The sequence below is a fragment of the Rhodococcus sp. 05-340-2 genome, assembly GCF_002258915.1.
In the GTDB taxonomy this organism is placed as follows: domain Bacteria; phylum Actinomycetota; class Actinomycetes; order Mycobacteriales; family Mycobacteriaceae; genus Rhodococcoides.
Genome location: NZ_NOYU01000027.1, coordinates 460,505 through 473,680, shown reverse-complemented (window position 1 = coordinate 473,680; position 13,176 = coordinate 460,505). Strand labels below are relative to the sequence as shown.

At 65.8% G+C, this 13,176-nt stretch carries 16 protein-coding genes; 7 read left to right on the top strand and 9 right to left on the bottom strand.

Translation table 11 applies throughout. The annotated features are described in order from the left end of the window. Positions 1-37 precede the first annotated feature (37 nt). Together CH271_RS17255 and CH271_RS17250 are read right to left on the bottom strand one after the other, a co-directional pair. Entirely contained in the window at positions 38-796 is a 759-nt protein-coding gene (locus tag CH271_RS17255) for an anti-sigma factor (protein ID WP_037189463.1), read from the bottom strand. Continuing rightward, positions 793-1,548, bottom strand: coding sequence for a sigma-70 family RNA polymerase sigma factor (locus tag CH271_RS17250; RefSeq protein WP_094634310.1), 756 nt, complete (start codon positions 1,546-1,548; stop codon positions 793-795). Before CH271_RS17250 ends, CH271_RS17255 begins: the two co-directional genes overlap by 4 nt. Positions 1,549-1,729: 181 nt before the next feature. Here CH271_RS17250 and CH271_RS17245 point away from each other — a divergent pair, with 181 nt between their 5' ends. Together CH271_RS17245 and CH271_RS17240 are read left to right on the top strand one after the other, a co-directional pair. After that, positions 1,730-2,731, top strand: a complete 1,002-nt coding sequence (locus tag CH271_RS17245) for an ATP-binding cassette domain-containing protein (protein WP_094634309.1) — start codon at positions 1,730-1,732, stop codon at positions 2,729-2,731. Then, positions 2,728-3,567, top strand: coding sequence for an ABC transporter permease (locus tag CH271_RS17240; protein ID WP_094634308.1), 840 nt, complete (start codon positions 2,728-2,730; stop codon positions 3,565-3,567). The genes CH271_RS17245 and CH271_RS17240 overlap by 4 nt, the downstream gene beginning before the upstream one ends. Positions 3,568-3,591: 24 nt before the next feature. Here the strand turns inward: CH271_RS17240 and CH271_RS17235 are convergent, their stop codons facing one another. After that, positions 3,592-4,113, bottom strand: coding sequence for a CGNR zinc finger domain-containing protein (locus CH271_RS17235; RefSeq protein ID WP_170946029.1), 522 nt, complete (start codon positions 4,111-4,113; stop codon positions 3,592-3,594). A gap of 25 nt (positions 4,114-4,138) precedes the next feature. Between CH271_RS17235 and CH271_RS28895 the strand changes: the two genes are divergently transcribed. Next, the gene (locus CH271_RS28895) at positions 4,139-4,300 is read left to right on the top strand and encodes a hypothetical protein (protein WP_179274658.1); all 162 of its coding nucleotides are present in this window, start codon (positions 4,139-4,141) and stop codon (positions 4,298-4,300) included. Between the two features lie 16 nt (positions 4,301-4,316). Here CH271_RS28895 and CH271_RS17230 read toward each other — a convergent pair whose 3' ends face one another. Together CH271_RS17230 and CH271_RS17225 are read right to left on the bottom strand one after the other, a co-directional pair. Then, positions 4,317-5,588 (bottom strand): class I SAM-dependent RNA methyltransferase, encoded by a 1,272-nt coding sequence (locus CH271_RS17230; RefSeq protein WP_094634307.1) that lies wholly within the window; start codon positions 5,586-5,588, stop codon positions 4,317-4,319. After that, positions 5,585-7,582, bottom strand: coding sequence for an APC family permease (locus CH271_RS17225; RefSeq protein WP_037190084.1), 1,998 nt, complete (start codon positions 7,580-7,582; stop codon positions 5,585-5,587). The genes CH271_RS17230 and CH271_RS17225 overlap by 4 nt, the downstream gene beginning before the upstream one ends. Before the next feature lie 176 nt (positions 7,583-7,758). Between CH271_RS17225 and CH271_RS17220 the strand changes: the two genes are divergently transcribed. Together CH271_RS17220 and CH271_RS17215 are read left to right on the top strand one after the other, a co-directional pair. Beyond that, positions 7,759-8,424, top strand: a complete 666-nt coding sequence (locus CH271_RS17220) for a potassium channel family protein (RefSeq protein WP_037190085.1) — start codon at positions 7,759-7,761, stop codon at positions 8,422-8,424. A gap of 49 nt (positions 8,425-8,473) precedes the next feature. Further along, complete coding sequence (locus CH271_RS17215) at positions 8,474-9,133, top strand: potassium channel family protein (RefSeq protein WP_037189469.1); 660 nt, start codon at positions 8,474-8,476, stop codon at positions 9,131-9,133. Here CH271_RS17215 and CH271_RS17210 read toward each other — a convergent pair. Together CH271_RS17210 and CH271_RS17205 are read right to left on the bottom strand one after the other, a co-directional pair. Beyond that, positions 9,107-9,760, bottom strand: coding sequence for a DUF3159 domain-containing protein (locus tag CH271_RS17210; protein ID WP_037190086.1), 654 nt, complete (start codon positions 9,758-9,760; stop codon positions 9,107-9,109). The genes CH271_RS17215 and CH271_RS17210 overlap by 27 nt on opposite strands. Before the next feature lie 121 nt (positions 9,761-9,881). Further along, a complete protein-coding gene (locus CH271_RS17205) occupies positions 9,882-10,259 on the bottom strand; it encodes an OB-fold nucleic acid binding domain-containing protein (protein ID WP_094634306.1) in 378 nt (125 codons plus the stop codon). Between the two features lie 121 nt (positions 10,260-10,380). On the opposite strand from CH271_RS17205, the gene CH271_RS17200 reads away from it, so the two are divergent. Then, positions 10,381-11,103, top strand: a complete 723-nt coding sequence (locus CH271_RS17200) for an alpha/beta fold hydrolase (protein WP_256986432.1) — start codon at positions 10,381-10,383, stop codon at positions 11,101-11,103. Here the strand turns inward: CH271_RS17200 and CH271_RS17195 are convergent. Both CH271_RS17195 and dut read right to left on the bottom strand, forming a co-directional pair. Continuing rightward, positions 11,085-11,945, bottom strand: coding sequence for a DUF3710 domain-containing protein (locus CH271_RS17195; RefSeq protein ID WP_094634305.1), 861 nt, complete (start codon positions 11,943-11,945; stop codon positions 11,085-11,087). The genes CH271_RS17200 and CH271_RS17195 overlap by 19 nt on opposite strands. A 64-nt stretch (positions 11,946-12,009) precedes the next feature. Then, entirely contained in the window at positions 12,010-12,462 is a 453-nt protein-coding gene (gene dut, locus CH271_RS17190) for a dUTP diphosphatase (RefSeq protein WP_094634568.1), read from the bottom strand. A 220-nt stretch (positions 12,463-12,682) separates the two neighbouring features. Here dut and CH271_RS17185 point away from each other — a divergent pair, with 220 nt between their 5' ends. After that, positions 12,683-13,147: a DUF3093 domain-containing protein gene (locus CH271_RS17185; protein WP_094634567.1), complete on the top strand. Its 465-nt coding sequence runs from the start codon at positions 12,683-12,685 to the stop codon at positions 13,145-13,147. The last annotated feature ends 29 nt before the right edge of the window (positions 13,148-13,176 follow it).

The window sequence follows — 13,176 nt, the reverse complement described above, 5'->3', positions numbered from 1 at the left end:
CGTCGAACCGCCCGAGGCGACTGTGCGTGTGCTGCTCTCAGGCGCCCAACGTCAGCATCGTGAGCACCTCTGTCGGCTGCGCCGACCCGCCTGCGGGTTCGAGTGAGAACGCGAAGTTCGTCGACGCCCCGAGACCGTCGATCACCGTGCCGTCCTCGGAGGAAAGCTGATCCTCGGTCACCACACCGGCAGAGCGAGGCGAACCGTCCACGAACCACATCTGGTAGACGCGGCCCGGCGGTGGCTGCGGAACTCCATCGAGATCGACGACGACCGCGTTCCGGGCCAGCGAGTACGCCACGGTCGCCGAGCCGCCACCGGGGAACTCCGCCGTCACCTGTCGTGAATCGGGCGCGGCCACGATCTGGTCCGCCTGAGACGGCTGCGCATCGGTGCCCATGGTCTGACTGACGACCACAACGCCGCCGACGGCGACGACCACCGCGGCCGCAGCCGAGACCATCGAGTACCGCCAGGCCTTCGAGCGTTCGCGCCGATGCCTGTGCAGCGGTGTGACGTTCGGTGGCAGCTTGTGGACCGTGGGCTCCTGATCGCTGACGGCAACCTGGTCGAGCACCCGTTGCCGAAGGGACTCGGGCGCGGGAGAGGCGTCGGACGCCGCTGCCAGGGCCAGCGTCTCGTGGATCTCGCCCACCAGGACGTCGAACTGGGCGCGTGCGGTGTCGTCGACGCGCAACCGTTCTGTCTCGATGTCGCGTCGTTCGGCTTCGGTGGTCGCGTGCAGGGCATAGACCTCCGCGTCGTCGAGCAGTCGTTGTCGTGACGATTCGTTCATTGCGGGATCACCCCCAGGCATGTCTTCAATTTGATCAATCCGTCTCGTATGCGCGATTTGATGGTAGGAACCGCGACCCCGAGCCGCTCCGCAACTTCGCGATAGGTGTAACCGCTGTAATAAGCCATTCGGACCGACTCGCTCTGCGTATCGGTCAAGGTGTCGAGACAGGCGACCACGGCTTCCGATTCGAGCCGCTGCGTCACCGTCTCGAGCACTTCGTCGTGCTCCGGTGTGTGACTGACTGCGCCGTACGCGGCCTCACGGTCGGTACCCGACTGCTCGCTCCGAACGCGATCGACGGCTCGACGGTGCGCCAGCGTCATGATCCAGGCCAGTGGACTGCCCTGGTTCGGGTCGTAGTTCGGTGCCGCACGCCAGATCTGGAGAAACACCTCCTGCGCGGTCTCCTCGCTGTACCCCGGGTCACGAAGCACCCGCAGCACCATGCCGTAGACCCGCGACGAGGTCGCGTCGTACAACTCGGCGAATGCCGCCCGATCGCCCTGCGCGATCGACGCCATCAACCGACGGAGACGATCCGCTTCGTCGGCACGGAGGTTCTTGAGCTGTGGACTGGGAACAGCACACACCGCATCCTCTGCCGCGTAGTTCTCCGAGGCATCGGATGTCGTCCGGTCACGGCCGGCATCCGACGGTCCGGACGCACCCGACAACGGCGCGCTCATCGGAAAGTCGTCCCAACAGACGGGTTCATGATCGAGTTCATCGATCACGACACTAGTGGTCATATCGCTCTCATATCGAAACCTCCGCGTTTTCCCGCCGCAGTACATATTCGGAACAAACCGACCGGAGGATGGTTCGGGACGAAAATTCGTTTGCGTAGATGTGGACCGCGTTTCATCCTTGGTGGAGAATCGGACAATCGTGGGGAATCGGGCAACCGGCCCACCGGAGGAAACGAGAGACATGGCGGCGATCGAGACACACGGTCTGGTCAAACGTTTCGGCACGAACATCGCTGTCGACGGAGTCGACCTCTCGATCCCGTCCGGTGGTGTCTACGGCGTACTCGGGCCGAACGGCGCAGGGAAGACGACGACCATCCGGATGTTGGCCACCCTCCTTCCGATCGACGGAGGCAGTGCCCGGGTCCTGGGTCACGACGTGGCGAGCGAACCGGAGGCCGTACGGCAGAAAGTCGCTCTGACAGGACAATTCGCCTCTCTGGACGAGGATCTCACCGGTACGGAGAATCTGGTGCTGCTCGCTCGACTGCTCGGCTACTCTCGGCCCGCCGCCCGATCACGAGCCGAGCAGTTGCTGACGGCGTTCGACATCGCCGACGCCGGCCCCCGACAGGTCAAGACCTACTCCGGCGGCATGCGCCGTCGCATCGACATCGCCGCCAGCATCATCGTCACTCCCGAACTGATCTTCCTCGACGAGCCCACCACCGGGCTCGACCCCCGCAGCCGAAACCACGTATGGGAGATCGTCCGTGCGTTGGTCGCGGGCGGAACGACGGTGTTACTGACGACACAGTATCTGGACGAGGCCGATCAGCTGGCCGGGCGTGTCGCGGTCATCGATCGCGGCAAGGTGATCGCGGAGGGGACGACGGGTGAGCTGAAAGCGTCGGTGGGATCGAACTCACTGCACCTGCGAGTTCTCGAGGCGTCCCAGCGAACGGCCGCCGCGCAGATCCTGCGAGAGCTGGTCGGCGGCAACGTCACCGAGGATCCGGATCCGTCGACCGTCACCGCACGGTTGGACAACCCGGCACAGGCCGCACCCGTGCTGCCTGCACTCGAGACCGCAGGCATCCCCATCGCGTCGTTCACGCTGGGACAACCGAGCTTGGACGAGGTGTTTCTCGCCCTCACCGGGCATGGGGCGGGAGTGGAGCCTGCGGGAACGACCCATCAGGTCGGCACCACAATCGATTCCGAGAAGGAGGTTGCGTCATGACCGCGGAAGCCCAGCAGTCGACGCCACAGGCGTCGACCATCATCGATGTGCTCGGCGCGGCCGGGCCGCGGCCGCCGCGTCCGTCGTCGTTGTCGACGTCGCTGAGCTTCGGGTGGCGAGCGCTGCTCAAGATCAAGCACGTTCCCGAGCAGTTGTTCGACGTGACGGCCTTTCCCATCATGTTCACGTTGCTGTTCACTTACCTGTTCGGTGGCGCATTGGCCGGGTCGACCCAGGCGTACATCCAGTTCCTGCTCCCCGGCATCCTCGTGCAGACCGTGGTGATGATCACGATGTACACCGGCGTGACCATGAACAAGGACATCGAGAAGGGCGTGTTCGACCGATTCCGTTCGCTGCCCATCTGGCGTCCGTCTCCCCTGGTCGGTGCGCTGCTCGGTGACGTCGTTCGCTACACGCTGGCCTCGGTGATCGTGCTGATCCTCGGGTTGGTCCTCGGCTTCAGGCCGCAGGGTGGCGTCGTCGGCGTCGTGGCCTCCATCGCTCTGCTGCTGGTGTTCTCGTTCTGCCTGTCCTGGATCTGGACCATGATCGCGATGATCGTGCGCACCGAGGCTGCGGTGATGGGCGTGTCGATGTTCATCCTGTTTCCGCTCACGTTCGCGAGCAACATCTTCGTCGACCCCAGCACGATGCCCGGTTGGCTGCGCGCGTTCGTCGACGTCAACCCGGTCAGTTTCCTGGTCACGTCACTGCGCGGCCTGATGCAGGGTGATGTCGACACAGGTCACCTGGGAGTGACACTGGTGATGTGTGCGGTCTTGCTGGCGGTGTTCGGACCGATAACCATGCGCCTGTACAACCGAAAGTCCTAGCGGACACGGTGCGCATCGCCTCGATCACGAGGCTGCGCGTGCTCGATGTCTGCGTACCGCGTCGCGATTGGAGCACACCGTTCCGCAGTATCGCTGTCTACCGGTTCTCGAGGTGTCGGCGAACGCGAGTGTGCAGTCGGCGGCGGCGCAGCGATCGAGGCGGGACATTCCGCGTCCGGTCAGATGCAACGCTGTGCCGACGCTCACCAGGGCCCTGATGACGCCGCCGAGTTCGATGTTGGGGTCGCGGTAGTGCATGTGCCAGCCGTCGTCGGCGTGGTTGGTCAACCGCGGGTAGGCCGACGCCTGTGCCAGCAGAGCATTGAGCTCGTCGGCCCGGTCGTTTTCGGTTGTCGCGTCCACCACCCGCGCCCAGTCGCGCAGGAACTGGAGGGTGTCGAGAAGATCGGCATCGGTTGCGGTCCAGTCCGGCACGAGGCCGGCGTCCACGCATCGGGCACCCAGTTCGGTCGCCGACGTGGGCGGTGAATTGAGCAGGTCGATACCGAGTTTCACCGCATATTCGCCGTAAGGGTTGATGTGCACAAGACCATTACATCACGATGGTGACATGCACACCGAACACACCACACACACCTGGACCACCCACTCCACCCACAACACGAGCGAGGGACTCGTCGGCTATCAGGGCTGCCGGTGCGGGGCCCAGCGCATCGTGACCGTTCCCACGCACACCTTCGCCCCGGTCGCCGAAGTTGCGCACCGGGCCTGATCGGTCGTGGCAGCCGTTACCGACGAACGAAACGGCCGATGCATTCGACGTGACTGGTCAGGGGAAACGCATCGAACGCGCGCATGTCGTCGAGCTCGTATCCCGCAGCTCGATACACGCTCACATCCCGCGCGAACGAGGCCGGATCGCATCCGATGTGCACCACCGAGCGGGGAGACCTGACGACGAGGGCGTCGATCACGTCCCGGCCTGCCCCCGCCCGAGGTGGATCGAGCACCGCGACCGACACCGGGTCGGCCAACGCATCGATCGAACGCTCGACGCGTCCCGGCACGAACGACACCTGAGGCAAGTCGTGCAGAGCCGAGCGGCCGTCCTCGGCTGCACGCCGGGAGAACTCGACGCTGGTCACATGTCCGTCCGATCCGACACCGGCGGCGAGGGCCGCAGCGAACACACCGACACCGCCGTACAGATCCCATGCACCGTCACCGGGAGAGGCGTCCGCCCACTCCGACACCACATCGGTGTACACCTGCGGCGCACCGCGGTGGGCCTGCCAGAACCCGGTGGCGTCGAGGGTCCACGCCCTGTTCGAGACGTATTCGGTCGCGCGACCCGATCCGATCACGGCCTTCTCGGGCCGGGACCGCGACGACGCCGCCCGACGCGCGGACGCCCCACGACGACCCTGAGATCGGCGTCCGGTGGGCGAGAGTTGCGCCGGCGCGATCTCCACCACGTGCCGCTCACCGTCACCGTCGAGCACCACCTGCAGCTCGGCACCCGGCCGCCATTGCTGATCCGGCAGACCATCGAAGGCCGCGGAATCCATTTGCGGACAGGTCAGTTCGGTGACGATCGAGCTGCTGCGATAGCGGTGATAGCCCGGCCGTCCACCGGAGTCGACGGCGAGTCGCACTCGGGTTCGCCACCCGGTGCCGTCGCCGGACCCCGGTAGTTCCTCCACGCGCACCTCGCGCTCGAGTCCGGCGACGCGGCGAAGCTGTTCGGCGACGACGAAGGACTTCAGTCGCCGTCCGGCTTCGGCACTGGCGTGGGAGTAGTCGCAGCAGCCCGAGCCGCCGGGTCCGGAGATGGGACAGCGCGCGTCCACCCGGTCCGGAGACGCCGACAGGATCTCGACTGCATCGGCGCGACAGAACGACCCGCCCCGATCTTCGGTCACCTTGGCCACGACCCGTTCACCGGGCAATCCGTGACGCACGAACATCACCCGGCCGTCGTGGCGGGCCACACAGAACCCACCGTGCCCCGGCGCGCCCAGTTCGACCTCGAGCAGCAGCCCGAACCAACTCTCGCTCACTTGCCCGCCGGAGGCTCGTAGCCGCGTCGCGACGCACCGGGCGCGTTGCCGAGCACCTCACGCTTGGCCTTCTCGGACGACCGAAGCTGCCACGGCACGCTGGTGACCATCACGCCCGGCTGGAACAGCAGGCGAGACTTGAGTCGCAACGCGCTCTGATTGTGCAGAACCTGCTCCCACCAGTGACCGACCACGTACTCGGGAATGAAGACCGTGACGACGTCCCGAGGCGAGTCGCGTCGAACCCGTTTCACGTAGTCCAGGACAGGTTTGGTGACTTCTCGGTAGGGCGACTCGACGACCTTGAGCGGCACCGAGACGTCACTGGCTTCCCACTCCCGAACCAGTGCGCGAGTATCGGCTTCGTCGACGTTGACGGTCACGGCCTCGAGGGTGTCGGGCCTGGTTGCTCGGGCGTACGCCAACGCGCGCAGGGTCGGCATGTGCAGCTTCGAGACCAACACGATCGAATGTGTGCGGCTGGGCAGAACTCCGTCCCATTCCTCGTTCTCGAGCTCGCGCGCCACGGTGTCGTAGTGCTTTCTGATCATGCGCATCAGGACGAAGATCGCCACCATCGCCACGATCGCGATCCACGCGCCGGCGGCGAACTTGGTGATCAACACGATGACCAGCACCGTTCCGGTCATGCCGAGACCGACTCCGTTGACCACCCGTGAGCGGTGCATGCGCCGCCGTTGCTCGGGATCGGTCTCGGTGGCCAACAGCCGCGTCCAGTGCCGAACCATGCCGGTCTGACTGAGGGTGAACGAGACGAACACCCCGACGATGTAGAGCTGAATGAGCTTGGTGACCTCGGCACCGAAGGCGACGACGAAGACGATCGCAGCTCCGGACAGGAAAAGGATGCCGTTGCTGAAGGCAAGACGGTCGCCACGAGTGTGCAGCTGCCTCGGCAGGTACCGGTCCTGGGCCAGAACCGAACCGAGAACGGGGAAGCCGTTGAACGCGGTGTTGGCCGCAAGTACCAGGATGAGGGCCGTGACGGTCGTGATGAAGAAGAATCCAGCGGGGAATCCGCTGAACACCGCCTCCGCGAGCTGCGCGATCAACGTCTTCTGCTGGTACCCCTCCGGCGCGCCGATCAGCTGAATATCGGGATCGAGGGCGTACTTGATGCCGATCTTCTGTGCGAGCACGATGATGCCCATCAGCAATGTGATGCCGATGGCTCCGAGCAGCAACAGTGTGGTCGCGGCGTTACGCGACTTCGGCTTCTCGAATGCGGGTACCCCGTTGCTGATGGCCTCCACCCCGGTCAGCGCCGCACAACCGGAAGAGAAGGCGCGCGCGATGAGGAACGCGAATGCGATGCCGTACAGGTGCGAATCCTCTGCCTTCAGATCGAAGGTTGCCGATTCTGCGTGAATGTCGTCGCCGAGGACGTAGACCCGGAACAGGCCGTACGCCAACATCAGGAACATGCCACCCATGAAGGCATACGTCGGGATCGCGAACGCAGCCCCGGACTCGCGGATGCCCCGAAGATTGACGGAGGTGACCAGGACGATGGCCACGACGGCGAACAGCACCTTGTGCTGGGCCACGAACGGAACCGCAGATCCGATGTTCGACGCCGCCGCCGAGATCGACACCGCCACGGTCAACACGTAGTCGACCAACAGTGCGCTGCCGACCGTCAATCCGGCCGCGGGGCCCAGGTTGGTGGTCGCGACCTCGTAGTCGCCGCCGCCGGACGGATAAGCGTGCACGTTCTGTCGATAGCTGGCCACGACGACGGCCATCACCACGCAGACGGCGAGACCGATCCACGGGGTGAAGGCGACTGCCGAGATGCCCGCCACCGACAGCACCAGGAAGATCTCTTCCGGTGCATAGGCAACCGACGACATGGCGTCCGAGGCGAACACCGGCAACGCGATCCGCTTGGGAAGCAACGTATGACCGAGCTTGTCGCTGCGGAACGGCTTACCGAGCACTAGCCGCTTGGCGGCGGTCGAGACCTTGGACACGCACAGAAGCGTAGGCCGTCCTCCTGCGGACGTCTCAACCACGCGCCCGAAACTGCGTCGGAGCGCACCCTCGGTCGGTGCGGTGACCGATCCCCCGATACGTTGGTGCACGCCTGCCGGTCGTGGCAGTGTCGGTCGGCAGTGGTCGACCATCGAGATCGGGACGGAGCTGGGCGTTGTACGTAGTTGTGATGGGATGTGGCCGCGTCGGCGCATCGCTGGCCGGGGCGCTCGAACGCATCGGACACGAGGTCGCGATCATCGACCGCGACGAAACAGCTTTTCTGCGCCTGGACCCCGACTTCGCCGGGCATCGCGTCGTCGGCATGGGTTTCGACCGAGATGTGTTGGTGAGCGCGGGAATCGAGAAGGCCGAGGCCTTCGCGGCCGTGTCGTCCGGCGACAACTCCAACATCATCTCCGCCCGCGTCGCTCGAGAGACGTTCGGCGTCGACAAAGTGGTCGCAAGGATCTACGACGCCAAGCGCGCGGCCGTCTACGAACGCCTCGGCATCCCGACGGTCGCCACCGTCCCCTGGGCCACCGATCGTTTTCTGCACAACCTGTTGCGCGACGACCCCACCACCAAATGGCGCGATCCGTCGGGCAGCGTCGCCGTCGTCCTGCTCGACTTCCACGACGCCTGGATCGGCAAGAAGCTCTCGGTACTCGAAGAGGCCACCAACTCGAGGGCCGCGTTCGTCATCCGGTTCGGCAGCGGACTGCTACCGGACAAGCGAACCGTGATCCAAGCCGGTGACGAGGTGTACGTCGCCGCGGTCTCGGGAACCGTCGCCGAAGCCATTGCGCTGGCCGGCAACCCGCCGCCCTCGGACGACTGATGCACGAGCGCACGTTCCCCACCTCCCCCATCGACCCGAACGGGAAGCCATGAAAGTCGCTATCGCCGGAGCCGGCGCAGTCGGCAGATCCATCGCACGCGAGCTGATCCGCAGCGAACACGATGTGATGCTCCTCGAACGCAAACTCGATCACGTCGATCAGGCCGCCATCCCGGAAGCGGAATGGGTGTTGGCCGACGCGTGCGAGTTGAGTCTGCTCGAAGCCGCGCACCTAGAGGAGTACGACGTGGTGATCGCTGCCACCGGAGACGACAAGGCCAACCTGGTGCTCAGCCTGCTGGCCAAGACCGAGTTCGGCGTCAACCGCGTGGTGGCCCGGGTCAACGATCCGCGCAACGAATGGCTGTTCGACGCTGCCTGGGGTGTCGATGTCGCAGTGTCGACGCCGCGAATGCTCGCATCCCTGGTCGAGGAGGCCGTATCGGTGGGCGACCTCGTTCACCTGATGACGTTCCGCAAGGGTCAGGCCAACCTCGTCGAGATCACGCTGCCGGAGAACACTCCCCTGGCCGGCAAGCCGGTCCGCAAGCTCCAGTTGCCAAGGGACGCAGCGCTGGTGACGATTCTGCGCGGCGGTCGAGTGATCGTTCCCCAGCACGACGATCCGCTCGAGGGCGGCGACGAACTGCTGTTCGTCGCGGCGAAAGAGGTGGAGAACGAACTACGCTCCGCTGTCGGACTGATCTGACGGCAGCTGATTCCGGCTGCGGTCCGCGCTCGATGCTGCGTCGAGCGCGCGATCGGCCGCACGCACGGCCCAGAGCGTGACCAACAGTGCCACTCCCGTCAGCGGCCAGCCCATGCCGATACGGGCTACGGCGAGCCAGCCCGTCTGGTCGGAGTCGTAGAGCTGTGACTGAACGATGTATCGCGCACCGAACACCGACGCCCAGGCGATCGTGGCCACGTCGTAGTAGCGCACGGCCGACCTCTCCCTGCGCCACGACGTCCCGGTGCCGTTGAGGTACCCCCAGATGATGCCGACCAACGGCCAACGCGCGAGTACCGACAACACGAACGCTGCGCCGTAGGCGAGCGACGTGTAGATGCCGAACAGGAAGTAGCCCTTGGCATCTCCCGTCCGGTATGCGATGAACGCGCAGATCCCGACCCCGAAGAATCCCGAGATGGCCGGCTGAATCGGGCTGCGACGAACCAACCGCCACACCAACACGCCGGCGGCGACTCCCAGCGCGGACCACAGGGCGACGGCCAGGTTGACGTAACTGTTCACCGGAACGAAAACGAGGACGGGCAAGGTCGAGTAGACGAGCCCGCTCAGACCGCCGAGCTGTTCGAGGACGGTGGGAGCCACCTTCTCGGCGCCGGCCGTGGTCGACGCGTCGGTGGTGGGTTCCGGCGTGTTCGATGTCGGCGGGGGCGGCACGGAATCGTCGCTGTTGGTCACGACAACGAGAGTGCCATACCGGGGACGATCAGCTGTCGTCGCGCAGTTCGTAGTAGGGGTTGTAGACGATCTTGCGTCCGTTGCGTTCGCCGACGCGTCCGCGAACGAGCAGAGTCTTGCCGGGCTCGATTCCGGCGATCTTGCGGCGCCCGATCCAGAGCAGCGTCACCGTGTCGGTGCCGTCGAAGAACTCGGCCTCGATGTTGGCATTGGCCGCCTTGGAGCAGGCTTCGACGCTGCGCAAACGACCGAGCATCGTGACTTCCTCGCCTCGCGAGCAGTCGCACGCCCGGCGAGCTCCGGAGGCTTCGGAGGTTTCGGCCATCTCCTCGGCATCGAGTTGATCGATGTCCTCTGTCAACTTCCGCGTCAAACGGCGAAAGTATCCTGCGGCAGCGGGTGCCATTGTGCGCTCCAGAGATGTGGGTCGTTCCCTCGTCGGGTGGGTACTTCGCCACTGTAGACCCGAAGTGTCACGCAAACCAACCGCTGCTACCGCGGTGTCGGAGGGCGTGCACAATCGTGTCGTGCACAGCCGATTCGACACTCGCACCGCGATCGTTCTACCGGGGACGGGGTCCGATGCCCGGTTCGCCGCCGACGCGTTCTCGGCTGCGTTCGACAGTGTGGGATTGACCACCATCGCGGTCGAACCCGACCCGGCCGATGTGATCGAGAGCTACCTGTCCGCCCTCGACGAAGCGGCCGATCGACACGGACGCCTCGTGGTCGCAGGGATATCCCTCGGTGCCGCCGTCGCGGTTCGATGGGCCGCCGACCACGCATCGAACACCGCAGCTCTTGCACTCGCGCTGCCGGCGTGGACCGGAGACCCGGCCGGTTCCCCCGCGGCCCTGAGCGCGGAGTTCACCGCCCGAAGCCTGCGTGAACAGGGGCTCGACTCCGTCACCGCGGCAATGGCAGCGTCGAGCCCGCCGTGGCTCGCGCGCACTCTGCAGAGGTCGTGGGCCGCCCAATGGCCCGACCTTCCCGATGCGCTGGACGAGGCCGCTCGCCATCACAGCCTCGGACTCGACGAGCTCGCTCGAATACAGCTGCCCGCCGTTGTCGTGGGAGCAGTGGACGACGCCGTCCATCCGATCGAGGTGGCTCGACAGTGGGCACGGGCGCTGCCGAACTGCGCGCTGCGCACCGTGACCCTGGACGGCATCGGGAGCGACCCGGGATGCCTCGGCCGAGCGGCCGTCGACGGTCTCGATCAGCGGTCGGCTCAGCCGCCCAGCTGCTGAATCGCCGATCCCGACGCGCCCCGACGCGGTGCTCGATCACGCTCGGCAGCGGTCGGCTGCGGAGTCGAATCCTGTTGCGGTGCAACAGGTTCCACAGCGGGTGCCGCAGCCTGGGGCTGCGCAGCCTGTTGCGGTGCGCTCTGCTGAGCCGCCGCCTGTTGCTGCGCAGCTGCCTGCTGCTGTGCAGCTGCAGCAAGTTGTTCGGCCAGAACCTGCGGCAACACCACCGGTAGCGGCGTCCGAACGGGATGCGGGTCGGTGCCTCGATCCACCACGGTCTGCCGAAGGATCGTGTGTGCCAGTTGGACGAGCGGTTGACCCTCGCCCACCGCACCCGACGGACCCGCCAGCACGCAACGGACCATCCAGCGATAGCCATCGATGCCGATGAAGCGCAGGTCGGCGTTGGCCGTGACACCGAGCAGTTCGCGTCCCCACGGACCCGTCTCGACCGTCGTCTCGGCCTTGTCGTTGCGCAGAGACGTCGCCAGATCGGTTGCCACCTCGCGCCACTGACCGGGCGATTTCGGTGCCGCGTAGGCAGCGATGGTGATACGTCCGAATTGCGTGACGATGTGCACTGCCTGTGGGCTGCCTGCCTGCGACATCTCGACCTGGAGTTGTCCGCCCTCCGGCAGTGGAATCAGCACCGAACCGAGGTCGAGTCGCGTCTTGGCGACGGCCTCGCGATCGTCGTCGAGGTCCGCGAGATCGTGGGGCCCGTCGGCGGTCGTGTCCGCGGCCTCGACATCGTCGTCTTCGTCTTCGACGCTGTCGACGAATGGCTCCGCACCGGGCGCGGAGGCACTGCCGGCGTCGTTCTTCTTACGCCGTCCGAACATGTTCAGCTCTCTTCTTCTCGGTTGCTTCCACTGTGCCTGCCACCGGCGAACGTCGTGGCGGAACTCACTGCTTCAGACTCGCATGGCCACCGGTCGAACCGTGACCACCGGCCCCTCGAACGGTTTCGTCCAACTCGTCGACCTCGACGAACGTCACCAGTTCGACTCGCTGCACGATCAATTGGGCAACGCGGTCGCCTCGCTCGAGCTCGATCGGAGTGTGCAGGTCGTGGTTGATCAGACAGACCTTGATCTCGCCGCGATAGCCGGCATCGATCGTGCCAGGGGTGTTGACCACCGACAGGCCCGACTTCGCTGCCAGACCCGAACGCGGATGCACCAGCCCGACGGTTCCCAACGGGAGAGCGATCGCAATTCCGGTGCCCACCAGTACGCGTTCGCCCGGCGCAATCGTCACCGGAGCCATGATTCGCAGATCCACGCCGGCGTCACCCTCGTGCGCACGCGTCGGCACCGGAAGCTCGGGGTCGAGTCGGCGCACCCGGACCTCGGACAACGGATCGGAGGGCCCGCGCGGGGCGGGGGGTCTGTCGACGGACGGTTCGTTGCCGGACTCGGTGACTTCGTCGCTCACGTCGAACGAGACTACGCTGGCCGGCTTCCGTCTCGGTGTGGCGACTACCCTGGGACCCGTGACTGCAGATCGACAGGCCGAACACGCGTCGGAGTCCGGCGACTCCACTCCCCACACGAGTTCCACAGCACCCGCGAACTCGGTGCTGTACTCCGAGCGACTCTGGGTGCCGATCTGGTGGTGGGCGGCCGGCGCGGCCGTGGCGGTGTTGCTGGCTGCGGAGATCCACATGGGTGCGCCCGGCATCCGTGCCTGGCTCCCCTACGTCGTGCTGCTCCCGCTGATCGCGTGGGCATTGTTCGCCTTCAGCAGGCTGCGCGTCGAGGTGGTCGCCGGTACCACCGGTGCCGAGTTACGCGTCGGGTCTGCTCATCTGCCACTCGACGTGGCATCCAAGGCTGCCGTCGTTCCCGCGACAGCAAAAAGTGCGGCGCTGGGAAGGCAGCTCGATCCGCTGGCCTTCGTGCAGCACCGCACCTGGGTGAAGCAGATGGTGATCGTGGTCCTCGACGACGTGAACGACCCGACGCCCTATTGGCTGGTCAGCACCAAACACCCCGAGGAGCTGTTGGCGGTGCTGACCGCGCACGGCGTCGAAGCGCGCTGACCTACCGCTCGGTCGACGGTCGAAACCGT